Raw genomic sequence first — 23,928 nt, 5'->3', positions numbered from 1 at the left:
TATAATGGCACAATTATTAGCAGTGTCGTCAACTACAGTAAAATGAAGGTCTGAGCCATGAAAATCTTCAAGAAAAATCTCCTGATGTTGAGCCGCGAAGAACTCAGTGCAAAACATCAGACTAAATCGGGTGTAATCATGCATGAAATTGGGCATGTGATTGCATACCGCCGCATAGGTATAAGCACAGCTTATATAGCGATACATGAAGATTATAACATAGGATCTATATTTGCCCCTTCTCCTTCTGATACTTCAGAAATTTCAATTGAAAATCAAATCCTAATCCATGCTTCGGGAGTATTCATGGAGAAGGCAATTTTTGGCGATTTTAATGTCGACACCGCATACGGCGATTTCATGAAGATTGCCGATATGGTTAGAGCATCAGGAAAAATATACCCAGCCCTCACAAACAGAATCGATTCCGGCGTTCCGTTTGCGGAGAGATTATTTGCGGATTACGGAACCAAATTTCCGACTAGGTCGGAAAGGTATTTTGCATACGCCCTACACCACGCAATCCTCAAGAAATTGGGCAGTGGTAATCTTATAGAAGGACATAGAGTAATTCGGTTCTGCGATATGCCGATGCTATACAGAATCACGCATCACTCTCAGTCTTCTGCCCTCAGAGAACAAACCAAAAGGTGGGATCGTTTAGATGAACTCACAACATCGTTAGAGGAAAACAGTAGTTATGCTGAACAGGAGATCCTGAGTAGACTTCGCTTCGGGCCCTAGAATTCTGACTACACCTCATAGTTAGCTCCAATTCGACTTTGAAGGGCAAACCTCAGCCGGCCACATTCGGCCATTCATTACATGCTGACCAAGCCGAACTGACGTCCGCAATATTGAGCCAACGACGAGTTGCACGTTGTCGCACATCAATGTATGACAACGCAGCTGTAACGCCGTTTAGTGCTGCTGAGTCAACGACTTACGCGGGCTGCCGCTTAGGTGAGAATCCTGGCGCCCCAGCCAAAGTCTCAAGATTCTCAGCCGACCGTTGATTCTCCGGCTGTTTTCGGACCCGCCCGGGCCGACCGCTCCGTCCAGGTCCACTCGGGAGGTCCACTTGTCTGGACGGCAGGGATTCCTGCCTTGCCCCGCACCCACCTCCGCCGTCGCCGACAAACGGTCTTTTTTCGCCGTATCATCCCCCATGACCTGCGTCAGAGGTTCGGTCAGCGCGAGATCCTGCGCTCGCTCGGCCAAGCCACGCCGGGCGAGGCCCGACGGATGGCGCAACGCTTGTGGGATGGGACAGAGACCTTGTTCACCCTCGTCCGTTTCAACCGATCGCTCACGCGCGCCGATATCGCCCGGCTCGCGGAGCAGTACTTAGACTCCGAATCTCTGAAGCACGAAGGCCTCATAACGGCTATCGGGCACTACCCCAAGATCGACGACCTTCCTGGTGTCGACAGCGCGATGCTTGAAGACGGAATAGCCGATGGCAGCGATTTCGTCGGAGACTGTCCGAGGGGGACCCTCAATGATCCGGCCGAATGGGAGTTCCTCTATCAGTGCCGACTGGACGGCCTAAAGCGCGACCGGTCACTCAACAAATTCACATCCGTTCGCAGCGCGGCACAGGAACTCGCCTTACGCAACGAGATCGACCTCGACACCCCCACTCAGGAATACGCGCTCTGCCGCGCGCTACTCGACGCCGAAATCACGATCGCTGAGCAGAAACTGGCCTATCTGCGCGACGTCGTCAGGCCTCATCACCCCCTGCACGCGGTCGCCCATCGTCCGATTGTTCCTAACCCGCCCACTCGGTCCGATGCGCCAACGAAAAAGATGGCGCATCAATCTGAGAGATTGTTCAGCGAGATTTGGACCGCCTATAGCGACGATCGCGTCAGACACAACGAATGGAAAGAGGCTATTGCTCGCCAAGCCCAGTCGACAGGGCGTCTTTTCGTCGAGATATGTGGCGACAAGCCGCTCGAGGCCTATGGACCCGCCGATGCCGCAGAGTTCAGGCGTGCTCTGCTCAGCCTTCCTGGGAAATACGACAAGTGCGTTGAGTGGCGTGACATTCAGCGCCGAAGCGGCATCCGCGGCCTGATCGAGCATTGCAACGGTAAGGCGGACATCGATCGCCTGAAGCCTCAGACCTTCAACCGGCACCTTGCGGCCTTGTCGGGCATCTGGCCATGGGCTCAGGTCAACGAAGTCGTTCCCAAGGGTACGCCGTCGATCTTCGACGGTCTGCACATCAACATGAGCCGCGTCCGAGGTCGGCATCACAGCGCTCGGGACGAGCGGCCGGCGTGGAACAGTGACGAACTCGCGGCCGTGCTGAATGCAGATTTGTTTTTCGGAATTCGCAGTCGCCGAAGCTGGAAGAAGCCGGGTCCGCACGTCCTACGTGACGAACGCTACTGGGGCATCCTCATCGGCTGCCACAGCGGCATGCGACGCGGTGAAATATTCCAACTCCGGGTACGACACGTCGTACGACACAAGGAGACAGGAATCTGGCATTTCAATCTCAAGGATCCGACTCTTGACCTGAAAGCCGGAGGAAGCGCCCGATGGGTCCCTCTCCATCAGAATCTGCTGAGTCTCGGGTTGATTGAGGCATTGGTGGAGGGACGAGAAGAGAATGAATTGCTCCTCCCTGAGGGTGAGGCTGGCGCCGAGAAGACGGATACTCTCAATGATGGAGAGAACTCGCCATACGGCAGCGCCTTCGGGAAGTGGTTTCAGCGCTTTAAATCGTACCACGGTGTACGTGCTGACGTCACGTTCCACTCATTTCGACATTCGGCGACCACGCTCATCATAAACGCAGGTGCTCAGCCGAACTTTGTGGAGGAGGTGATTGGCCACGAGAGCAAGACCAGACGGTCTGAAATGGAGCGTTATTACAAAGGTCAGGCCTTGATCAAACTTAAAGACGTTATTGATCGTCTCATCTTACCAATTAACATCGAGAAAATGACCGAGGCCGCGCGCACCGGCGAACCACATCGGGTATCTGATACTCGACGGCAACTGACTGCCTGAAAATGAAATCGGCACGCTGTTTTGGCTATGCAGCGACCTTCCACACGGCTTCTACAGAAACTAGGCCGGCTCGTTTATGTGAAAATTTTGCGAATTCCTTGGTGGGCTATTGTCATGTCAGATACGCGGCTTCGCAGCGGACCTTCCAAACGATAATCGGACGGCTAAATCGGGTGGATTGCAGCTGTTCCGGTTTAGGGAGCAGGTCCGACAAAAGCAGACGCTCGGCAATTGACTGGAAATGGCCGTGACCGGCTGGTCCGCTTCCGAGCCGCTTCGTCGGATAAGCGGACGGCCCCCACCCAAATGCGAACGGGAGCAGGGCGGTCAGGCGCCTCGCCATCCTTATCCAGGGCGGTGCGCCGGCCAGCGCTGGTGCAGGTCGTCGATGACGAAGGCGTGGGCGTGCCGCCGTGCCGCGGCGCCGTCCAGGTGCGGATGGTCTGGCCCGAGGTCGGCGTGTGCATGCTCGACGACGTCCGGGTCCGAGGCGGGCCACAGCACGGCCGCCGCCGCGATGGCCGCTAGGGTGAGCACGCCCAGCACCGCGAGCGTGACCGGCATGCCGGCCTCGGCTCCAAGCCAGCCCGCCAGCGGATAGGTGACGAGCCAGGCGACGTGCGACAGGGCGAACTGAGCCGCGAACACCGCGGGCCGGTCCTCGGTCGTGGCCGAGCGCCGGAGGAGCCGCCCGGTCGGGGTCTGAGCGGCCGAGTAACCGATCCCGAGAACCAGCCATGTGGCGAGCAGCATCGGCCAGCCGATCACGCCGCCCCAGGTCGTTGCGGCGAAGGCGAGCAGCACGACGCCGAGGAGGGCCGCCGCCGGCAGCATCACGGTCCGGTCCGGCAGCCGGTCGAGCACCCGCGGCAGCAGAAGAGCCGCGACCATCGAGCCACCGCCGAACAGGCCGAGCGCGACCGCGACGTCGTTCTGGGGCCGGTGCAGGATGGCCTGCACGATCACGACCGTGTTGACGATGACCATAGAGCCGGCCGCCGACACCGCGAGGTTCAGGGCGAGGAGGCCCCGCAGGCGCGGCGTCGCGAGGTAGATGCGGAGGCCGCGGGTGGTCCGTTCGTAGATCCCGCGGCGCTCGGTCGGCTTCGGGCTCGGTAGGCCGACAGACACGACGAGCGCCGCCGAGCATAGGAAACCGACGACCGTGCCGCCGAACAGCCAGTGGAAGTTGATCACCGTCAGAAGGATGGCGGCGAGCGCCGGGCTGAGCAGGTTCTCCAGGTCGTAGGCCAGCCGCGAGAGGGAGAGCGCCCGGGTGTAGTCGCGCTCCTCCGGCAGGATGTCGGGAATGGTTGCCTGGAAGGTCGGGGTGAAGGCGGCCGAGCAGGACTGGAGCACGAAGACGAGGACGTAGACCTGCCAGATCTGGTCGACGAAGGGCAGGATCAGGGCGACGGCGGCCCTCACAAGGTCGGTCGTCACCAGGAAGGCGCGGCGCGGCAACTGCCCGGTGAAGGCGTTCGCCACCGGCGCGACCAGCACGTAGGCGACCATCTTGATGGCCAGCGCCGTGCCGAGCACCGCACCGGCCTCGGCCTTGGCGAGGCGATAGGCCAGGAGCCCGAGGGCGACCGTCAGCAGGCCGGTGCCGATCAGGGCGACGACCTGCGCGGCGAACAGGTGGCGGTAGGTCCGGTTTGCGAGGACGCTCAGCATCGGGCACCCCTCACAGGTACTTCGCCAGCGCCTTGAACTCGGCGAGCGCGGCCCTGGCCGTTTTGCCGCCGTCGGCGACGCCGTCGCCGATGCAGTGCTCCATGTGGTCCTCGATCAGGGTGCGCTTCGCGTTGGCGATGGCGCTCTCGACCGCTTGGAGTTGCTGGGCGAGGTCGAGGCAGGGCCGGCCCTCGTCGATCATCGCGATGACACCGGCGAGGTGGCCGTGTGCGCGCTTGAGGCGCTTGACGATGTCCGGGTGGGAGGCGTGCACGTGTTCCATGTTGACATGCTATCCTCCTGGATAGGATAAGGGAAGGGTATTTGACGCGTCGGTCGGACCACGGCTCGACGGGGAGATTGGATCGGGTGTCATTCGGGCGGCGTCTCATGACGATGGCCGTGGCGTTGCTGCTGTCGGCGGTGACGGTGCTGCCGCTGCTCGCCCATGGCCGGCACGAGGCGACGGGTCCCGTCGCGCACGCCATGCCGTCGACGGCGGTGCAGGATCATGCGACCGACCACCAGGATGCCGACGAGTTGATCCACCACACGCAATCGCACGCGCAGGGTGTCATGCCGACCGCGGCCGAGGCTCCCGCGGCCGGCCGGGCCTCGGTGGCGCGACCATTCACCTGCGCGGACGATGCCTGCCGCTTCGGCGGCGCTGCCGAGGGGCCGTTCGAGCCACCGAGGGCCTGAGGCCGCTCACCTCGCCCTTTCCTCGAACCACGGCTCCGCGCAGGTGCGCGGCACGCCGCCATGGCATCGACATGCTCAAACGCCTCATACCCGTGCTGCTGGCCGTCGCCGGCGGCTTCCTGATCGCGACCTGGTGGCCCGGGGCTCCCGAGGCCGTCCGCGCGATGCTGTCCCCCACCAAGGGCGGGAACGCTCCCGCCAAGCCAGAGCCTCTTCCGGCGGCCAAGGGCGAGCCGGAGAGGCCCGGCCTCGTCGCGCTGACGGACGACCAGATCGCCAAGGCGGGGATTCGGACGGGCACGGTCGGCGGAGGCAGCCTCTCGCGCCACCTGCACGTGCCGGGCACCGTCATCCCGAGCGCCAACCTGACCGCCCGCATCGCGGTCAAGACCACCGGGACGGTCGTCGAACTGCGCAAGGGGCTCGGCGACACGGTCGCGAAGGGCGAGGTCGTGGCGCTGCTCGACAGCCGCGAGATCGCCGAGACCAAGGGCGAGTACCTGGCGGCGCGGGTCTCGGCCGCCCTGCAGAAGACGCTCTACGAGCGCGACAAGGAGCTTTGGGACAAGCGCATCTCGTCCGAGCAGCAGTACCTGCGCTCGCAGGCCAGCTACCAGGACCTCAAGGTCAAGGAGGACGCCGCCCGGCGCAAGCTGACCTTCCTGGGCCTCAGCCAAGCCGAGATCGACGCCCTGCCGAAGCAGCCGGAGGCTCAGTTCGAGCGTCAGGAGATCCGCTCGCCCATCGCGGGCAAGATCGTCGAGCGCCGCGTCGACCCCGGGGCCGCGGTCGGACGGGACAACCTGGAGACCGAGCTCTACTCGGTCGTCGACCTGTCGAAGGTCTGGATCGACCTCGCGGTCAGTCCCGGCGACATGCCGCTCGTGCGCGAGGGCCAGGCCGTGACCGTCCGGGCCGAGGCGACCGGGGAGGCCGCGAAGGGCCGGATCGTCTTCATCGTGCCCGTCCTCGACCAAGCCACCCGCGCGGCCAGGGTCGTCGCGGAACTGGCCAACCCTGACGAGACGTGGCGGCCGGGCTCGTTCGTCGCCGCGGAGATCGTCATCTCCGAGAAGCCGGTGCGCGTCCTCGTCCCGGCCTCGGCGATCCAGACCCTGGAGGGCAAGCCCAACGTCTTCGTGCGCGTGGCCGAAGGCTTCGAGGCGCGCCCGGTCAAGCTCGGGCGGTCGGACGACGACGACGTGGAGGTGACGGAGGGGCTCGATCCCGGCCAGGCGGTGGTCGTAGCGAACTCGTTCACGCTCAAGTCCGAGCTCGGCAAGGCCGCGGCGGAGGACTGAACCATGATCCGTTCCATCCTCGGCTTCTCCGTCGCCAACCGCTACGCCGTCATCCTGGTGACCCTCATCGCCACCGCCTTCGGGGCGTGGTCGCTCGCGCGCTTGCCCATCGACGCTGTGCCCGACGTCACCAACAACCAGGTGCAGATCAACGCCATCGCCCCGGCGCTGACGCCGGTCGAGATCGAGAAGCAGGTCACGGTGCTGCTGGAACGCGCGCTGGCCGGCACGCCGGGGCTGGAAAGCATGCGCTCCTTCTCGCGCAACGGCTTCGCCCAGTTGACGGCCGTGTTCAGCGACAAGGTCGACGTGTACTTCGCGAGGACCCAGGTCAACGAGCGCCTGACCGAGGTGCGCGGCACCCTTCCGCCCGGGGTCGAGGTGAAGCTCGGGCCGATCTCGACCGGCCTCGGCGAGATCTACTGGTGGTCGGTGGAGTATCTGCCCCCAGGCGAGGGCGTGCCCGTGAGGGACGGCCGTTCTGGCTGGCAGACGGACGGGAGCTACCTGACGCCCGAGGGCGAGCGGCTGAGGTCCGACTTCGAGCGCACGGTCTACCTGCGGACCGTGCAGGATTGGATCATCCGGCCGCAGATGAAGAGTGTGCCGGGCGTGGCCGGGGCCGACGCCATCGGCGGCTTCGTGAAGGAGTACCAGGTCCGGCCGGACCCGATGAAGCTCGTGGGCTACGGCCTGTCCTTCGCTGACGTCACCCGCGCCATCGAGGCGAACAACGCCACGCGCGGGGCTAACTACGTCGAACGCAACGGCGAGGGCTACGTCGTCCGGGCCGGCGGCCTCATCGAGAACGTCGACCAGATCCGGGACATCGTGGTGGCGACCCGGGCCGGGGTGCCCATCCTAGTGAAGGACGTCGCGGAGGTCGGAATCGGACAGGAGCTCCGGACCGGTTCGGCCAGCGAGAACGGGCACGAGGTGGTGCTGGGCACGGCCCTGATGCTGATCGGCGAGAACAGCCGCACGGTCTCGGCCGCCGCAGACGCCAAGATCCGGGAGATCAACAAGCTCCTGCCGCCCGGCATCCAGGCCCGGACGCTCCTCAGCCGCACCGACCTCGTCGACGCGACCATCCGGACGGTGGGCAGGAACCTCGCCGAGGGCGCGCTGCTGGTCATCGCGGTGCTGTTCCTCACGCTGGGGAACATACGGGCAGCCGTCATCACCGCCCTGGTCATCCCCGTGACGATGATGCTCACGGCCACCGGCATGCTGGCGGGGAGGATCAGCGCCAACCTGATGAGCCTGGGCGCCCTCGACTTCGGCCTCATCGTCGACGGTGCGGTCATTATCGCGGAGAACAGCCTGCGGCACCTCGCCGAGCGACAACACGAGCTTGGACGCCGGCTCGGCCTGGACGAGAGGCTGGAGACGGTGCGGGTCTCGGCCGAGGAGATGATCAAGCCGAGCGTCTACGGGCAGGCCATCATCATCCTGGTCTACGTGCCCCTGCTGACCTTCACCGGCGTGGAGGGCAAGACCTTCACGCCAATGGCGCTGACGGTCCTGATCGCGCTCGTGGCGGCGTTTGTGCTGTCGCTCACCTTCGTCCCGGCGATGATCGCGACCTTCGTCACCGGGCGGGTCAGCGAGGGCGACAACGCCTTGGTCCGCGTCCTGAAGGCGGCCTACCGGCCGGTACTGTGCGGTGCCATCCGGTCACCGATAACCTTCATCGTCGGTGCGCTGGTCGTTCTCGGGATCGCCGGAGCGCTGGCGACGCGGCTAGGGCAGGAGTTCACGCCGACGCTCGACGAGAAGAACATCGTCATGGAGGCGCGCCGCATCCCATCGACGTCGATCACGCAGTCGCAGGCGATGCAGCTCGGCGTCGAGGAGACGATGAGCAAGTTCCCGGAGGTGGCCTTCGTCTACTCGCGCTGCGGCACGCCCGACATCGCCGCCGACCCGATGCCGCCGAACGCCTGCGACGCCTACCTCATCCTCAAGCCGCAGAGCGCCTGGCCCGACCCGCACGAGAGCAAAGAGGCGCTTATCGGACGGATGGAGGCGGAGGCGAAGCTGATCCCCGGCACGCTGCTCGGCTTTTCCCAGCCCATCCAGATGCGCTTCAACGAGCTCATCGCCGGCGTGCGCGACGACCTCGCCGTGAAGGTGTTCGGCGAGGAGTTCGGTCCGATGGTCGAGGGGGCCCGTAAGATCGCCGGCATCCTGCGCAGCCTGGAGGGCGCCGCCGACGTGAAGGTCGAGGAGGCGGTCGGGCTGCCGTTCCTTGAGATCAAGATCGACCGGCGCGAGATCGCCCGGCGCGGCCTGAGCATGGCCGACGTGCAGGACGTCATCGGCACGGCCGTCGGCGGCAAGGATGCCGGGCTGGTGTTCGAGGGCGACCGGCGCTTCGCCATCGTGGTTCGCCTCGCCGACGACGTCCGAGGAGACGTCGAGGCCCTGAAGAACCTCCCCGTCCCGCTGCCGCCCGCGCAGGCGGCTCCGGCCCGGTCGGGTACCGGCGTGCCGACCGCGCCGGGAGCGATGGGCATGAGCGTGCCGCTCCGCCAACTAGCGACCTTCACCTTCACGGAGGGGCCGAACCAGGTCAGCCGCGAGAACGGGCGGCGGCGCGTGGTGGTGACCGCGAACGTGCGCGGTCGCGACATCGGCTCGCTCGTGGCGGAGGCGCAGGAGCGAATTGCCGCGGAGGTGAGGCTGCCAGCCGGCTACGAGGTGCGCTGGGGCGGTCAGTTCGAGAACCTGACCGCCGCCCGGCAACGCCTGATGGTGGTCGTGCCGGCGGCCTTCGCGCTGATCTTCATCCTTCTGCTCGGGGCGCTCGGCTCCGCGCGCGACGCGTCCATCGTGTTCAGCGCCGTGCCGATGGCCCTGACCGGCGGCGTGGCCGCCCTGTGGGTCCGCGACATGCCGTTCTCGGTATCGGCGGCGGTGGGGTTCATCGCGCTGTCGGGCGTGGCGGTGCTGAACGGCCTGGTGCTGCTCAACCATATCCGGACGCTGGTTGCGGGGGGCATGGCCATCCCCGAGGCGGTCCGGGACGGGGCGCTGACCAGGCTGCGTCCCGTGGTGATGACGGCGCTGGTCGCCGCCCTCGGCTTCGTGCCGATGGCCCTGGCGACGGGGACGGGCGCCGAGGTGCAACGGCCGCTGGCGACGGTGGTCATCGGCGGCCTCGTCAGCGCGACCCTGCTCACCCTGCTGGTCTTGCCGGCGCTCTACGTCCGCTTCGGCCGGGCGGCGACGGGAGTGCGTGTCACGGAGGTGCGGCAACCTGCGCTGTGCGAGGCAGTGCGTTGAGGAAAGCCCGTGCGAGCGTGATGGCCGTTAGGTCCGCCTCCTGGTCGATCCCAGGTCGCGTGCCATCGCCGACGACTGAACCTGTTTCGGCTCATGGCCGGTCGGTCAGCCTTGAATGTCGACAGTCCATGCGGCCGCGTGGTCCTGGTGTGCGTGGCTGATGCCTTGCCAGCCTAGCCAGCCGGTGTAGAGGCCGACCAGGACGATCAGGGCGGCCGAGGCGTAAGGGGCCTGCCGGGCGAAGGCGTCGAACCCGGACCAGCGGGAGGCGACATGCTTGACGCTCAGCGCCGCGACGACGCCGGCCGAGACCATGGTCAGCGCCAGGCCGATGCTGAAGCAGACGACGAGCGCGAAGCCCAGGCTGAACTGCTTGAGCTGGATGCACAGGAGCAGGACCGTGATGGCTGCCGGGCACGGGATCAGCCCTCCGGTCAAGCCGAACAGCACGATCTGGCCGGTCGTCACATGCCGGCCCGCGAAGCGGCGGCGGATGTCCTCGGCATGGGCCCGGGCGTGGGCGTCGTCCTCGTCGCCCAGGTTCATGTGCCCGTGGTCATGGTCGTGCTCCTCGAACGCGACCTCGTGGATCTCGGCTCCGGCCGGCCCGTTGAGGCGCAGACGTGCCGTGAAGGCGTGCGGCTCCGGGATCTCCTCCAGGCTCTCCAGGAATTCGCCGCGGTGCGCGAAGGCGAACGCCTGCCGACCGCCGTCCGGGCGAAGCGTCTCGACGGTCATGCTCCCGGGAGCCGGTAGCTCACCCCGCTCCGCACGCACCCGCCAGCGCGGCGGCACCCCGTCCTCGAACACTTCCAGCGTCAGGAGACCGGCCCTGGTCGTGACGTGCTTCGTCTCGTCGTGATGGTGATGATGGTCGTGGTGCTGCTCGCGCCACGTGCGCCACGCCATCCAAAGCGCGATGCCGACGATGAGCACCGCGGAGGCGAGCTGGAAGTACGGCTCGCTCGCTTGGCCGCCCCATTCCTGGCCGAGATACTGCCCGCCGAGGGCAATGACCCAAACTACGGCGGTGTGCGAGAGCGTCGCCGCCAGCCCAAGCAGCACCGCCTGCGTGACCGTGCCTCGGACCGCGATGATGAAGGCGGCCATCATCGTCTTGGAGTGGCCGGGCTCAAGCCCGTGCAGGGCGCCGAGCAGGATCGCGCTCGGCACGAACAGCCAGGCATGCGCGGTGCCCTGCTGGAGCAGGTCAGGCAAGGAGGTCATGAGGTCTCGTCACTTGAGGTAGGTCCGCACCACCTCGATCAGCTCGGCGGCCCCCCGGGCGCGCTCTGTGTCCGGCTCGGCGTCCGGGTTCACGACGTGGTGGCGGATGTGGTCTTCCATCAATTCGGCGGTCAGCCCGTTGATGGCACCCCGCATCGAGGCGACCAGCATCAGGACGTCGGCGCAGCCGAGCTCGGCCTCCAGGGCCCGCTCGACGGCTTCCGCCTGTCCCTTGATCCGGCGCACACGCGCCAGGAGCTTGGTCCTTTCCTTGATCGTGTGGGCCATCACAGGCTTCCTCGTTATGGCGACACATAGGGGGGTACCCTATGTGTGTCCAGCGGCGTCGATGCCGTGGTGTGTGCGGAGCCGTACCATGAAGAAGGACGATCCCTGCATCGGGGTTTGCCAGTGGGACGGGCGCACCGGCTGGTGCCTCGGCTGCGGCCGCACAATCCCCGAGATCCGCGCGTGGAAGAAAATGACACCCTACCGGCGGACCGCCCTCGCGCGCGAGCTGCCCCGGCGGGTCGAGCAAGTCTCGGCCACACGGGAGCCGGCCCACTCCGACCTCGGGGACGCTTGACAGGGTGGGCGCTGGCGGGATGTATTGACTCATCGGGGAGCGATCCCCCGACGAGGCTTCGGCTGAAGAATCGCGTCCCATCTGCACTTGCTGCAAGGACGCGTCATGCCTGTGCCCAACACCATTACCGTCGACAAACTCGCGCGCCTGATCGGAACTCCCGGCTGCCCGGCCGTCGTCGACGTGCGCACCTACAAGGAATTCCTCGCCGACCAGCGGTACGTGCCCGGTTCCCTCGTCCGGGAGGCTAGCCGGGTCGCCGAGTGGGCGCCGGCGCTGCGCGGCAGGTCGGTCGTCGTGGTCTGCGAGGACGGGCGCCGGCACAGCCACGGCGTCGCTGCCTGGCTGCGCAGCGCCGGCGTGAACGCCGAGGCTCTGCAGGGTGGTATCGCAGACTGGGCGGCCGCCGAACTGCCGATGGTCCCGGCCGACAAGGTCCGCAACCGCGACGAGCAGGGCCGAACCGTCTGGGTCACGCGCGCCCGACCCAAAGTCGACCGTATCGCCTGTCCCTGGCTGATCCGCCGCTTCGTCGACCCCGACGCGGTCTTCCTGTTCGTGCCGCCGGGTGAGGTCGTCGGCGTTGCGGAACGGTTCGAGGCCGCACCCTTCGACATCGACGACCCGGGCACCTTCTGGAGCCACCGGGGCGAGCTCTGCACCTTCGACGTCATGGTCGAGGAGCTCGGCCTCGCCACGCCGCCGCTCCTGCACCTCGCGACGCTCGTGCGCGGGGCCGACACGGGCCGGCCAGACCTGGCGCCGGAGGCGGCCGGGCTGCTCGCGGCATCGCTCGGCCTGTCGCGCATCTATGCCAATGACATGGAGCAGCTCGACGCCGGCATGCTCCTCTACGACGCCTTCTATCGCTGGTGCCGGGACGCAACGGAGGAGCGTCACGACTGGGTGGGCGACCGCACTAAGGGGAAGGCCTGACCATGGCCGCGACCGCAGGCATCCAGACTGCGCCGGAGCATAGCGCAGCTGCCCCGGGAGCGCCGCTGCCCGTGACCCTGGCCGAGGCCGTGCCGATCTGGGCGCGCATCGCCGCGCTCTCGTTCGGCGGGCCGGCCGGGCAGATCGCGGTCATGCATCGCATCCTCGTCGAGGAGCGGCGCTGGATCTCCGAGAACCGCTTCCTGCACGCCCTGAACTTTTGCACGCTGCTGCCTGGCCCCGAGGCGCAGCAACTCGCCACCTACGTCGGCTGGCTCATGCACGGCACCCGCGGCGGGCTCGTCGCCGGCGGGCTATTCGTCCTACCGGGCGTGCTCGCGATCATGGCGCTGAGCTGGGTCTACGCGCTCTACGGCAACGTCGGTTTCGTCGCCGGCCTATTCTTCGGCCTGAAGGCGGCGGTGCTGGCCATCGTGCTCCAGGCCGTGATCCGGATCGGCAAGCGGGCACTCAAGGGACCGGTCATGGTCGGCCTCGCGGCTGCGGCGTTCGTGGCCATCTTCTTCTTCGACGTGCCCTTCCCGCTGATCGTGCTCTGCGCGGGCGTCATCGGCTACCTCGGCGGCCGAGCCGGCCTGCCGCAGTTCAAGGCCGGAGGGCACGGGGGTGGTGGCAAGGTCGTCGAGGGCCCCTTCCTACTCGACGATCACGAGCTTCCGCAGGAGCGGGCCGCCGCCGGGCAAACGCTGCGGATACTGCTGACCTGGGGCGCTATCTGGCTAGTACCGGTCGCTGCCATCCTGCTCGCCGCCGGCCCGGACGACGTCTTCAGCCAAGTGGCGGTGTTCTTCTCGAAGATGGCGATGGTGACGTTCGGCGGGGCCTACGCGGTGCTCGCCTACGTGGCCCAGCAGGCGGTGGAGCATTACGGCTGGCTGAAGCCCGGCGAGATGCTCGACGGCCTCGGCATGGCCGAGACCACGCCCGGCCCGCTGATCATGGTCACCCAGTTCGTGGGCTTCCTCGCCGCCTACCGGGCGCCGGGAAGTCTGCCGCCGCTCCTGGCGGGGACGCTCGGCGGGCTGCTGACCACCTGGGTGACCTTCGCGCCGTGCTTCCTCTGGATCTTCGTGGGCGCCCCTTACGTTGAGCGGCTGCGCGGCAACCGGGCCTTGGCCGGCGCGCTCTCGGCTATCACCGCCGCGGTCGTCGGCGTGATCCTGAACCTCGCGGTCTGGTTCGCCCTGCACACCGTCTTCGCCGAGACGCGACCGTTCGCGGCCGGCCCTGTCCGGTTCGACGTGCCGGTCCCGTCAAGCCTCAACCCCTGGGCCCTCGCGTTGGCGGCCGCGGCGGTGCTGGCGGTGTTCCGGTGCAAGGTCGGCATGGTCCAGACGCTCGCGGCCTGCGCCGCTGCCGGCGTCGCCCTGCACTTGGGAGGTTTGGTGTGATGGGCACCGGGCGCCGCACCGCGGCGGTCATCCTTCTCGTCCTGGCGGCGGGTCCGGCACCCGCGGGCGAGGCGTTCCGGCGCCTGACCGCGTCCGAGATCCGGGCGCGCCTTGTCGGCAAGGAGGTCACCGACGAGGTGCACTGGGCCTACCGCTTCGAGCCGGGCGGCCGCTTGCACGTCGTGTCCCTCGGGCGGGCTCACACCGCGCGGTGGCGGATCGACAAGGACGAGCTCTGCCTGGAGGCCGTTCCCTGCGTCCAGGTCTGGATGGCCGGCAACCGCGTCGAGCTCCGGCGTGGCGACGGCACCCTGCCGGACGAGGGTGTGCTGCAGGCACCGGCACGCCGGTCCTGAGGACTTCGAACCGCAACCACAATCGAGGAGACGACCATGCGTCGCTTGCTTGCATCCATCGCCGTCCTGGGCACCCTCGCGACCGGCGCGTCGGCCGCGGAGCCCTGGCAGGACGCCATCGCCACCGGGCTGGGCAAGCCCGGGACCGCCATGCCGGGCGGGGTCTACCGCGTCGGCCTGCCCCGGACCGACCTGAAGGTCACCCTCGACGGCGTGCAGCTGAAGCCATCCCTCGCCCTTGGCTCCTGGCTCGCCTTCGTGCGGCACGGGGGCGGGAACGAGGTCATGGTGATGGGCGACCTCGTCCTAACCGAGGACGAAGTGAACCCGGTGATGAAGCGCCTCGTCGAGAACGGCGTCGAGATCACCGCCATCCACAACCACCTGCTGCGGGCCTCACCGAGCACCCTCTACATGCACGTCTCCGGGCAGGGCGAGCCCGGGAAGCTCGCCACGATCCTGGCGGGGGCGCTGGGCGCGAGCCGCACGCCCTTCGGCGGCGAGACCGCCGGCGGCTCCCCGCCGTCCGGGAAGACCGAACCGGCCTCGGCCGGCGAGGGACCGGTGCCGGCGAAGGCGACCGCGCCGGATCAGTCGCTCGACCTCGACACGGCGGCCATCGACGCCGCCATCGGGCGCAAAGGCAAGGTCAACGGCGGCGTCTACGCCGTGAGCGTGCCGCGCTCGGAGACCCCGAAGGACCACGGCATGGTCGTGCCCGAGGCCATGGGCTCGGCGATCGCCATCAACTTCCAGCCGACCGGCGGCGGCAAGGCGGCCATCACGGGCGACTTCGTGCTCACCGCCGACGAGGTGAACCCGGTGATCAAGGCGTTGCGGGCGAGCGGCATTGAGGTCACGGCGCTTCACAACCACATGCTCGACGACGAGCCGCGGCTGTTCTTCATGCACTTCTGGGCGAACGACGACGCGGGCAAGCTCGCCAAGGGCCTGCGCGACGCGCTCGACCAGGTGAAGGTCGCGAAGGGCTGATGCCAGGAGCATCGCCATGATGACGATGTCGGTGAACCTCAGGGGGCGGTGCCTCGCGGTCCTGGCGGCGGCTTCGGTCACCGTCTCACTTCCGGCGACGGTTCCGCCGGCGAACGCCGCCGGCTGCGAGGGCACGTCCTGCGCCCTGAATGCGGGCGGCCAGGGCGTCGGTGCCCCGGCGGTGCCGCCGGCCGCTTCGGTCGACATCCGCGAGAGGCGGTCGGGGGACCTGTACCGCGTCTGCCTCGCCGAGCGGGGCAAGGCGTCGGGCTGGTGCAGCGCCTACCTCATGGGTGTCGCCGATACGCTGGCGGCCTTCGGCGATGGCGGCGACAAGGCCGGGATCTGCGCCGTCGACTACACCATCGAGGCCCTGACCGAGGCGTATATGGCCTGGGCGCACGCCAACGAGGCCCTGCTCCAGACCGACATGCTGGCGGGGGCCAGCCTCGCCTTCCGGCAGTGCTGGCCCTGTGGGCGGTGAACCGGAGCGCGCCCGCCTCCCTCACGATCCGCGCCAGCAATGCTCCCGGTGCCAAAGATGACGGGTCCAGGCCAGCATCCCTTCAAGGTCGCCGTCGTCTGGCGGGGCGACGCCCGGGCGCGAGCCGAAGCGCGTCCGGAAACCAGCCGGTTCGCGGCGGTGTTCGCCGTCCTTGAGCGGCACGGGCTCGCCGGCGAGCCCGCCGTATGGGTGGAGGAGCTCGCCGATGACGTCCGGGCCCAGCTTATGGCGGTGGACGCCGTGTTGGTCTGGGTGAACCCAGTGACTGAGGACACCGGCGAGGACCGCAGAGCTCTCGACGCGGTGCTGCGGGAGGTGGCGGCCGCCGGGATCCTCGTCAGCTGTCATCCCGACGTAATCGACCGGATAGGCACGAAGGAGGTGCTGGTCCGGACGCGGGAGTTGGGTTGGGGCACGGATACGCACCTCTACGCCAGCCATGCCGCGCTCGCGGCGGAGTTCCCCGCGCGCGTCGCCGAGGGGCCGCGGGTGCTGAAGTGCAGCCGCGGCAACGGCGGCATCGGCGTCTGGAAGGTAGAGCGCGCCGCGGGTCCCGACGTGCTGGTGCAGGAGGCGCGCGACCGGAGCCGGCGCACGATGCCACTCGACGCGTTCCTGGCCGAGCGCGCCGCCGACTTCGCGGCGGGCGGCCCCCTCGTCGACCAGCCGTTCCAGGCGCGGCACCTGGAGGGGATGGTCCGCTGCTACGTGAGCGGTACGCGGGTGGCCGGGTTCGGTGCCCAGTACGTGACCGCGCTCGCCTCGCCCGAGCATGGACGGGCCCCACCGCGCCTCTATTCTGGGCCGGACGACGCGCGCTTCCAGCACCTGCGCGGCCTGATGGAAGCGGAATGGATACCTGAGATGACGCTTCTGCTCGGCTTGGTCCCGGACGACCTGCCGGTCGTCTGGGACGCCGACTTCCTGCTCGGGCCGAAGGGCGCCGCCGGCGAGGACACTTACGTGCTCTGCGAGATCAACGCGAGCTCGGTTTACCCCATTCCAGACGAGGCGCACGACACCCTGGCCGCGACGCTGCGACATCGATTGGACGATGCCCACCGACCGGTGGAGCGGGACGCGGCCTTCGGAGGCTGACCGGAACCGGTTGTTAGCCTGGAAACAGCCTTGGAATACCGGATCGCTCCTCGTTTCATAGCGTACCCTTATGCGAATGGGCGGCCGCTGCCGTCACGGTGAACGTCCGCTATGGAGTGGCGTCCGCGGCTTCGTGAATGACCGGGATGGGCGCAAAGCAGCCAGAGGAGCCGTCCAGCACACGTCCGCTATCGGGATCCGAAGGGCTACGTGTGAACGATGGCGTTTGGTCGCAATCAGTCCGTCCGCATTTGCGTCAGCAAATCCCATTACGGCCGGCGGCTCTCAAAGATTGTCATCCGCTCCAACAAGAGCATGTCCGGAATGGCGTTTTTTTAGGCAACACGTCCGACCGTAGCTGACGCTTTGTCCGAGGCAGAGGTAATCGGCCCTTCCGGGGTTTGGATAGGTACCCATGCCTCTCCCGAGGCGGCATCCGCGACGGGCGTCGCGGATGTGTTTCCTCAGGCGCCACCGCCGATGGTATGACATCGGCGGTGACCCGGATCCTCGGGCTATGCCGACCGGCGGCGCAGGTCAGCGATCCGGGCGTTCAGCACGGCGCGCAACTCTTGCACCTCGACATAGGCGGCCTCGGCCTTCTCGAAGGCGGACAATCCGTCCTTTTGGATTTCCTGGGTCAGCGCCTCGATGCGCCGGACCGCGGTCAGGAAGCTCGGCGTCTCGGGTGAGCGGGTCTTGGACATGGTCAATCTCCTGGTCGCAGATCAGTTGTATGTGACGAAGGTCGGCACGACCCGGACGAAGATCGTCCCGTCGCGGAAGTGCAGGAACAGCGGCATGTGGGACTTGAGCTCGCGATAGCGCTCGATGACGAGGCCGGTGTCGGCCGCCGTCACCAGCGCCCAACCCGGCTCCCAGGCCGGGTCGTCGTCATCCCCATCGCCGAAGCCGAGCACCTCGATGGGAGCGGCATATGGCTTGATCTCGGCTGTCGCGCCGGTCCCAACGCCAGCTGCCGCGGCAAGGCCGGTCAGCAGGCTGCGCTCAACGCCTCGATTGAGCTGTCGCAGCCGCCGATCGGCGAGTTCCGCGAGATCGCCGAGGCTCGCGGCGAAGCCCTGCAAGGCCCCCGCCAGGGCGATGCGCCCAGCCGCCTCCAGATTCTCCGCGAGGGCGGCGTCGAACGCCGCGAGCGCGCGCTCGGCTCGTACGCCGGTGGCCTCGACAAGCCGGCGCACCAGTATCGCCGCGGCCGTCGGGGTCGGCTCAGATCGCGCCGCGACCGCATCCAGGGCGGTGAGCGGCGTCCCGGCATGGCCGAGCCCTGCGATGACGTTCGGAGCCCCGGTGGCCGCGCGCACGGTCGCGTAGGCGTTGAGGGCCTGGAAGCCCTCGACCGGACCGCCCCCTCGGCAGACCAGGGTCGCCGATAGGCCGTGCTCGCGGTGCAGCTCGCCCGCTCGGCCGAACGCCTCGCTCAACGAGTGCTCCGCCGACGGTCCCTCGAACATCGCGTAGATCCGGTGGAGCCGGATCAGGCCGTTCTCCTCCAGTGGGCGCAGGACGTGCTCGACGTCGCGACGGGCATCGCCGAACTCGGCGGCGATCAGCGCGATGTGGCGCGGATCCTCGGGCACCTCCCAGGTCCCCGGGCCTAAGCGGCGCCCCTCGCGCCTCAGGCGCTGCAGCGTCCTCTCCCGCTGGATCTCGCCCTCGACCGGCACCGCGCCGACCGAGATCACAGCGATGACCCTGGCTTGTACCCCGGCACCGCGCCCGTAGCGCTGACGCAGGCTGGTTTGCAGCCGGAGCACGACGGTCCTGTTGACCAAGGCCGCCGGATCGAGGGCGTCGCCGATCGCATCCCGGCAGGCGGCGAGGTCGGCAGCGGCGAGCCGAACCTTGAGCCGGGGCGGCTCGAGGCTACTGCTTGGATCGGCCTCGCCGAGCAGGAGCAGGTGTCCGTCGGACCCGAGGGGTGCGACGGTCAGGACGCTGGCCCGCACCGTGTGCTCGCCTCGCAGGCGTTGGCGCAGCCAGCCGAGCAGATCGCGGAGCTCGCGGATCTCGTCGGCGACCCGGGTCGCCCCTGCGTCGTCCAGCGGGATAGGAGGAGGACGGGCATCGCCCGGTTCAGCCGGGGGTACAGGCCCCCCGTGGGTCTTAGGAAAGAATCTGTGGTGTCGCATCGTGTCGTTCGCTGAGGTCGGGATGGGGCAGTGGTCCGGCGGCCAGCATGCCGGCGGCCGGATCGTCGAGGGTGGCGTCAGTCGAACAGCGGCCCGGGCTTGCCGTGCGGCGTCTTCGCCTTGCGCGTGGGCTTGGGGATCGCCTCGATCAGTTCGGCGATCGCATCGAGCCGCGCCCGGTCGGCCAGCCGCAGCTCCTGCCGGAGGATGCCGGCGAGGAAGGCCAGGATCTCGTCCGGGTGATCGAAACAGCGGTGGGCCAAGCCGTCGAGCAGCGTCGGCGACGACGCGCGGCGCGTGATCACCGGCACCGGCAAAACGGCGACCTGACGCATCAGCCCGTCGTCCGACAGCTCGCGGAACGCGAACCCACAGCCCGGGTCCACGACCACCACGTCCAGGGAACCCCACTCGTACTGATCGATCGCACAATCGAACGCATGCCGAAGCGCGGCGACCGAGCCCGGCTGCTCGAACGCGATCGGATGTCGGATCAACTCGATGGCGCCCTGATCCCACCAATGGGCGAGGGCATTGACCAGCGGGTGCTGAGCGCCGTCATCCGGCTCGATTAGGAACACCCGCCGGAGCCGGCGCGGGACCGGCAGGTCGTGCTGCCGGACCCACAAATAGTCGGCTTCCAGGCCATCCCGAACCACAGCGTCCTGCTCGGCCCATCCCGTCAGGAAGGCGTCGCGCACGAAGCCGGCGACCCCCGCGGTGAGGTTGCCCAGCGGCTCGGCCACGAAGGTCAGCTTGAGTTCGTGTTCGCCGATGATCGCACCGGGATCGAGCAGGATGCCGGTCGCGTCCTGGATCTCGCGGATGAGGTCGCCGGAGAGGAAGGCGTGAAGCCTTCCGGTACGGTCAGGATCGACAGGTTGGAGTTCGAGGGTAAGGCCGTCCTTGTGCCGGCGCGGGCGCTCGACCCGTGCGCGCACCCGCAAGCCCGGCGACTCGTGCGGGCGGCCGGGCTCGTTCGCGCCGGTGGGCGCGTCATGATCTGTATCTGTCATTTGTGATGTCCATCGTCAGGGGAAGGGGCGAAGGCGCCTCACCGACCGTCCAGCGAGCGCTGTCCGAGCGCCGCGTTCTGCCGTCCCCGTCCTCCTTGGGCTTTTGGGGCGAAGGGCCTTCGCCTGATCTGCTGTGATTGGACTGCTTTCCCCTCCGCTCCCGCAGCCGCAGAGGCTCGGGAGCGCGTCGCCTTTCGCTTGATTATGTTCTTCTAAGTTTGCTGTGTTTCGACTTGCTTCAGGCTCCCCGATCGGGCCGCAACGCCGACGATCCGAGCGCTCAAGGCTCGCAAGGGGTCGAGCGTCAGCGATAGGAAGAGCGTGAACTCGTCGGGCGATAACCGCACCTCCGCGGCGCGCTCCAGGCGTCCACGAAAGGTCGCAAATGCGGGCGGACAGCTTTCCGTCCTGGCTCGGATGAAATCGCTGCAGTTCGTGGGGGAAACTGCCTCGGTATGGGCCCGTATGATCGGCGCGAGCGCGCACCCAGAGCCTCGCCAGCTCGAGATCGCAGCCAGCCTCGTTCTCGCCGGCGGGCATGTCGTAGGTTGTGATCTCTTCGTGTTCGTGAGGAAGAGAGCACAGATGCCTCGCCGCCCTCCGTCGTCGCATTACTCCCGGTGTTCGCGAACTGTCTTTGCTTCACCCCGCCTCGGTTCTCGTCTCATCGATCTCGGCACGATCAGCCCCCGGGCTCTCGGGCGGCAACGCTCTGTCAGTGAACGTCTTTCAGGCTCAAAGCGATAACCGACGTAGGGTTGGGAGTGATAACCGACGTCTATCCAATTTTGGTGATATCCCACGTGACGGCGACCACCTCGATCCTAAGTCCGAGCGGAGGGGCGCCGGCTGAGCCCAACTACTCGAACTTCTGCCGTTGTTCGAAAGCAGGATATCTTACGGCGTCGTACCCCAGGCCCCGCTGTCGGATCAGGACGATCCGACAGCTCCTTGCCTCGTCTTCGCAGCGCTCGCAGCAACAGGTGCCTGGCCCGGCCTTGCCTTCCGGCTTCGGTATCCCGCAATCTAAGCCTCAGGCACGAGAGGCAGCGACCAGCGGCCAATCATATCTGCTGATCAGCCAAACACTCCAATCGACGATCCATTCACTCATCCAGTCGTCGTTCTCGGCGAAAGCCTCCGCGAAGGCGTCCTCCTGAGCGTCGTCATGGAATGCAAGCGCCGCGCGCACGTCGTCCAGGCATAGGTACCCGCACGCCACCATCTCAAGGCCCGCGTGGATCAGGTCGGCACGATCCTGCATCAGCACGGCCATCACATCGCGGCGCAAACGCTCGCAGAGTACCGCGTCGGTTAAGACTAGCAGGGCGTCCTCGTCGAGTCCGGCCAGAACCTTGAGCGGGCTCTTCTTCGTACGCCCCTCCCTGTACGCGACGACCGGATTTCTCCTATCCGCCTCTTGGCCGTCAGAGAGCTTGTGCTGGCGAAGCCAGAGGTCGGCAGTAAGCGCGTCCCAGGCATCCATCGGTTCCTTCAGGTCGCCGGGATCAGGCGGCCAGCTGGACATGAATTCGGAGGCATCGTGTATGGTCCAGCAATCGAGGGTCTGGGCTCCAGGTAAGAATGGGAGATCCCAGCACGGGTGATCGGCCAGAATCTTCGCGGGCGGGCGTCCGCGGAAGCCGAGGTCGAACGGCTTTTCGCCATAAACCTTTAGCTCCGGTGGCAGTAAGGTAAGGTCGCGACACGCTCGGCGGGCTTCCCGGAAGGCACCGGACGCGAACACCGCGGGCAGCGCTTGCACGAGATCGGGATCTGTCAACGGCATCGGACCATCGATCCGCGCCTTCCAGATCGCCAAGTCGAGGCCAGCAATCTGAGCGACTGCGCGCAGGATGGGGCGCATTTGGTCGTTGAGATGCTCTCGAACTGCGAGACGGCGCGCCTCGTCCGAGAATTCGGGCGTCATGCGATGCTGTGCCGACCGGTCGACGTCAGCGACCGCGACGTCGGGCCGATCTGACGTCACGTTGACGACCTCAGGGACCTGCGCTCCCATCAGGGACAGGCGGAAGCGCTGGCGGACGAGGTCGTGGCGGATGTGGCCGAGGAGCGTGGCGATGGTCGCTGGGTCGTGACGGCTATCCCGATCGGAGGAGGGATGGAGGGTGTATCGTGCGTCGTCCATGATCGTCGGTTCCCGATAGTCATGCTGAGAGGTTGCCAGCCGAGGGGCGTGGCGGCGGGGGGATGGCGGCCGGGGCGGTCTTCGCCCGGCTTCGGAGGATGAAGGGCTCACGACGCTCCGCTACTGGTGCGCTGTGATGCTGAGATGCCTCGACGCCAAAGCGTCATGGACTTGGAGCATCGTGACGCCGTGGCATCACGATGCTCTTGCTGGAGAGGCGAGCACGCTCAGCTCGTGTCTTGAGAGGTCGGCGATGGCAGGTGGCCACTTTCGCGCAGGACGGCCTCCGCGCCCTCGACGAGGAGATCGTTCACCTTGCAATCGCGTGCGAGGGCGACCTCTTTCAGGCGCCGTAACGTTGCGGCCGGCAGGTAGACCGACGTGCGCCGCGTAGGTGCCGGAGCACGGCCTGAGGACGGGACGCCACGATGCCCCCCGGTGAGCATCCGATCTTTCGAGTCAGCTTCGATGCCGGTTGATGCTTCGACAAGATCGTCTAAGTCGCTGAGCAGGGAGAGGCGCTTCGAAGGGCGTTGGGTCGGCTTGCTCATCGATGGGTTTGCTCCAAGCGTCGCTCGGTCCAAGCCCACAGGGCGCGGATCTCAGCGGCGGCCTTGCCAGCCGACGCGAACTCGGTGACGCCCTGCCCGCCCAGCAGCGCGTCCTGACAGTCCACGCGCTGCGTCAGTGGAGGCTCTGCGAGATGCCCCCAGCGCCGCAGGCGCGCGGCATAAGCGGCGGTGCGCGCTTGCCCTTGAGTGGGGCACTGCGTGAGCAGGAGCGCCACGCGTCCGGCGAGGCCGATCTGACCGAGCGCGCGAAGCGTGGGCTCGGTCGCCATCAAGTCGAGTAGACTTGGCCGCGCTGGGACGAGAACAAGGCCGGCGGAGCGCATGGCGAGAGTAAGCTCTCGGTGGCGGCCGCCTTGTGCCTGTAGTGCTTTGCTCTGGATACAGTGTCTGGCGTCAGATGGCGCTGTATCGGCCCTGTGTCTGGACCTATGACCAACTCTCCTCATGTCGTTGTTGCAGGCACGCGCCGCGTCTGGTCGCCTGAGCAGAAGCGCGCCATCCTGGCCGAGGCGAACGATCCCGGCACGACCGCCTCGGAGGTAGCCCGCCGGCACGGTCTGCACTCCAGCCTGCTGTTTCGATGGCGGCGCGCCTTGCTGACCGAGCAGCCGGATGGGACTGTCACCGCGCCGCCGAGCTTCATCCCGCTCGCCCTGCCGCCTCCGGCTAAGGCGACAGCCGACGTGCCGGCCGGGTCGAGCCTGATCGAGATCGAGCTGGCCGGCGGGCATCGGGTGCGGGCCGCAACCGGGGTGGACTTGACGCTCCTGCAGGGCGCGATCGCCGCGCTGCTCGGTCGATGATCCCTGTCCCGTCCGGCTCGCGCGTCTGGCTGGCCACCGGGCACACTGACATGCGCAAGGGCTTCGACGGGCTGGCCGCCCTCGTCCAGGACCATCTGGCGCGCGATCCGGTCTCGGGCCAGGCCTT

The 23,928-nt window shown here is 67.1% G+C and carries 24 protein-coding genes; 14 read left to right on the top strand and 10 right to left on the bottom strand.

What is annotated here, in order from left to right:
* Positions 1-57 precede the first annotated feature (57 nt).
* Both HPY23_RS00905 and HPY23_RS00900 read left to right on the top strand, forming a co-directional pair.
* Entirely contained in the window at positions 58-744 is a 687-nt protein-coding gene (locus tag HPY23_RS00905) for a hypothetical protein (protein ID WP_135417729.1), read from the top strand.
* A 363-nt stretch (positions 745-1,107) separates the two neighbouring features.
* Positions 1,108-3,027, top strand: coding sequence for a DUF6538 domain-containing protein (locus HPY23_RS00900; RefSeq protein ID WP_123834326.1), 1,920 nt, complete (start codon positions 1,108-1,110; stop codon positions 3,025-3,027).
* Between the two features lie 345 nt (positions 3,028-3,372).
* On the opposite strand, the gene HPY23_RS00895 is transcribed toward HPY23_RS00900, so the two are convergent.
* Together HPY23_RS00895 and HPY23_RS00890 are read right to left on the bottom strand one after the other, a co-directional pair.
* Entirely contained in the window at positions 3,373-4,704 is a 1,332-nt protein-coding gene (locus tag HPY23_RS00895) for an MFS transporter (RefSeq protein ID WP_024830174.1), read from the bottom strand.
* Between the two features lie 10 nt (positions 4,705-4,714).
* Positions 4,715-4,987, bottom strand: a complete 273-nt coding sequence (locus tag HPY23_RS00890; protein WP_024830175.1) for a metal-sensing transcriptional repressor — start codon at positions 4,985-4,987, stop codon at positions 4,715-4,717.
* Positions 4,988-5,094: 107 nt separating this feature from the next.
* Between HPY23_RS00890 and HPY23_RS00885 the strand changes: the two genes are divergently transcribed.
* The 3 genes from HPY23_RS00885 to HPY23_RS00875 all read left to right on the top strand — a co-directional run bounded on the left by HPY23_RS00885 (position 5,095) and on the right by HPY23_RS00875 (position 9,995).
* Entirely contained in the window at positions 5,095-5,406 is a 312-nt protein-coding gene (locus HPY23_RS00885; RefSeq protein WP_024830176.1) for a hypothetical protein, read from the top strand.
* Between the two features lie 71 nt (positions 5,407-5,477).
* Positions 5,478-6,707 carry an efflux RND transporter periplasmic adaptor subunit gene (locus HPY23_RS00880; RefSeq protein ID WP_024830177.1) on the top strand — a complete coding sequence of 410 codons (1,230 nt, stop codon included), beginning with the start codon at positions 5,478-5,480 and terminating at the stop codon, positions 6,705-6,707.
* 3 nt (positions 6,708-6,710) lie between these two features.
* Positions 6,711-9,995 carry an efflux RND transporter permease subunit gene (locus HPY23_RS00875; protein ID WP_024830178.1) on the top strand — a complete coding sequence of 1,095 codons (3,285 nt, stop codon included), beginning with the start codon at positions 6,711-6,713 and terminating at the stop codon, positions 9,993-9,995.
* Between the two features lie 105 nt (positions 9,996-10,100).
* Here HPY23_RS00875 and HPY23_RS00870 read toward each other — a convergent pair whose 3' ends face one another.
* Positions 10,101-11,222, bottom strand: a complete 1,122-nt coding sequence (locus HPY23_RS00870; protein WP_024830179.1) for a nickel/cobalt efflux transporter — start codon at positions 11,220-11,222, stop codon at positions 10,101-10,103.
* Between the two features lie 9 nt (positions 11,223-11,231).
* Entirely contained in the window at positions 11,232-11,510 is a 279-nt protein-coding gene (locus HPY23_RS00865; RefSeq protein WP_024830180.1) for a metal/formaldehyde-sensitive transcriptional repressor, read from the bottom strand.
* A gap of 88 nt (positions 11,511-11,598) precedes the next feature.
* Here HPY23_RS00865 and HPY23_RS00860 point away from each other — a divergent pair, with 88 nt between their 5' ends.
* The 7 genes from HPY23_RS00860 (at position 11,599) to HPY23_RS00830 (ending at position 17,108) form a co-directional block, all read left to right on the top strand.
* Positions 11,599-11,808, top strand: a complete 210-nt coding sequence (locus tag HPY23_RS00860; RefSeq protein ID WP_024830181.1) for a DUF1289 domain-containing protein — start codon at positions 11,599-11,601, stop codon at positions 11,806-11,808.
* A gap of 105 nt (positions 11,809-11,913) precedes the next feature.
* The gene (locus tag HPY23_RS00855; RefSeq protein WP_024830182.1) at positions 11,914-12,744 is read left to right on the top strand and encodes a chromate resistance protein ChrB domain-containing protein; all 831 of its coding nucleotides are present in this window, start codon (positions 11,914-11,916) and stop codon (positions 12,742-12,744) included.
* 2 nt (positions 12,745-12,746) lie between these two features.
* Positions 12,747-14,156, top strand: coding sequence for a chromate efflux transporter (chrA, locus tag HPY23_RS00850; protein WP_024830183.1), 1,410 nt, complete (start codon positions 12,747-12,749; stop codon positions 14,154-14,156).
* Entirely contained in the window at positions 14,156-14,512 is a 357-nt protein-coding gene (locus HPY23_RS00845; protein ID WP_024830184.1) for a hypothetical protein, read from the top strand. The genes chrA and HPY23_RS00845 overlap by 1 nt, the downstream gene beginning before the upstream one ends.
* Positions 14,513-14,548: 36 nt before the next feature.
* A complete protein-coding gene (locus tag HPY23_RS00840; RefSeq protein WP_024830185.1) occupies positions 14,549-15,505 on the top strand; it encodes a DUF1259 domain-containing protein in 957 nt (318 codons plus the stop codon).
* A 16-nt stretch (positions 15,506-15,521) separates the two neighbouring features.
* Positions 15,522-15,989 (top strand): Rap1a/Tai family immunity protein, encoded by a 468-nt coding sequence (locus tag HPY23_RS00835; protein WP_024830186.1) that lies wholly within the window; start codon positions 15,522-15,524, stop codon positions 15,987-15,989.
* Between the two features lie 57 nt (positions 15,990-16,046).
* On the top strand, positions 16,047-17,108 hold the full coding sequence (locus HPY23_RS00830; RefSeq protein ID WP_024830187.1) for a Cj0069 family protein: 1,062 nt from the start codon (positions 16,047-16,049) through the stop codon (positions 17,106-17,108).
* A 515-nt stretch (positions 17,109-17,623) separates the two neighbouring features.
* On the opposite strand, the gene HPY23_RS00825 is transcribed toward HPY23_RS00830, so the two are convergent.
* The 6 genes from HPY23_RS00825 to HPY23_RS00800 form a co-directional block, all read right to left on the bottom strand.
* Entirely contained in the window at positions 17,624-17,815 is a 192-nt protein-coding gene (locus HPY23_RS00825; RefSeq protein WP_024830188.1) for a hypothetical protein, read from the bottom strand.
* A gap of 21 nt (positions 17,816-17,836) precedes the next feature.
* Complete coding sequence (locus HPY23_RS00820; RefSeq protein WP_244936174.1) at positions 17,837-19,078, bottom strand: exodeoxyribonuclease VII large subunit; 1,242 nt, start codon at positions 19,076-19,078, stop codon at positions 17,837-17,839.
* A 260-nt stretch (positions 19,079-19,338) separates the two neighbouring features.
* A complete protein-coding gene (locus HPY23_RS00815) occupies positions 19,339-20,277 on the bottom strand; it encodes a hypothetical protein (RefSeq protein ID WP_024830190.1) in 939 nt (312 codons plus the stop codon).
* Positions 20,278-21,310: 1,033 nt separating this feature from the next.
* On the bottom strand, positions 21,311-22,426 hold the full coding sequence (locus HPY23_RS00810; RefSeq protein WP_024830191.1) for a hypothetical protein: 1,116 nt from the start codon (positions 22,424-22,426) through the stop codon (positions 21,311-21,313).
* A gap of 227 nt (positions 22,427-22,653) precedes the next feature.
* Positions 22,654-22,977, bottom strand: a complete 324-nt coding sequence (locus HPY23_RS00805) for a hypothetical protein (protein ID WP_123834324.1) — start codon at positions 22,975-22,977, stop codon at positions 22,654-22,656.
* Positions 22,974-23,267, bottom strand: a complete 294-nt coding sequence (locus tag HPY23_RS00800) for a hypothetical protein (RefSeq protein WP_200601632.1) — start codon at positions 23,265-23,267, stop codon at positions 22,974-22,976. The genes HPY23_RS00805 and HPY23_RS00800 overlap by 4 nt, the downstream gene beginning before the upstream one ends.
* Positions 23,268-23,426: 159 nt before the next feature.
* Between HPY23_RS00800 and tnpA the strand changes: the two genes are divergently transcribed.
* Entirely contained in the window at positions 23,427-23,801 is a 375-nt protein-coding gene (gene tnpA, locus HPY23_RS00795) for an IS66-like element accessory protein TnpA (RefSeq protein WP_099957519.1), read from the top strand.
* On the top strand, positions 23,798-23,928 hold a 131-nt coding region (gene tnpB / locus HPY23_RS00790), incomplete at its 3' end, for an IS66 family insertion sequence element accessory protein TnpB (protein WP_200649536.1). The genes tnpA and tnpB, both read left to right, overlap by 4 nt.

The sequence above is a fragment of the Methylobacterium ajmalii genome (genome assembly GCF_016613415.1).
In the GTDB taxonomy this organism is placed as follows: domain Bacteria; phylum Pseudomonadota; class Alphaproteobacteria; order Rhizobiales; family Beijerinckiaceae; genus Methylobacterium; species Methylobacterium ajmalii.
The sequence above is the reverse complement of the archived record's forward strand: the minus strand, read 5'-3'. Positions and strand labels throughout refer to the sequence as shown.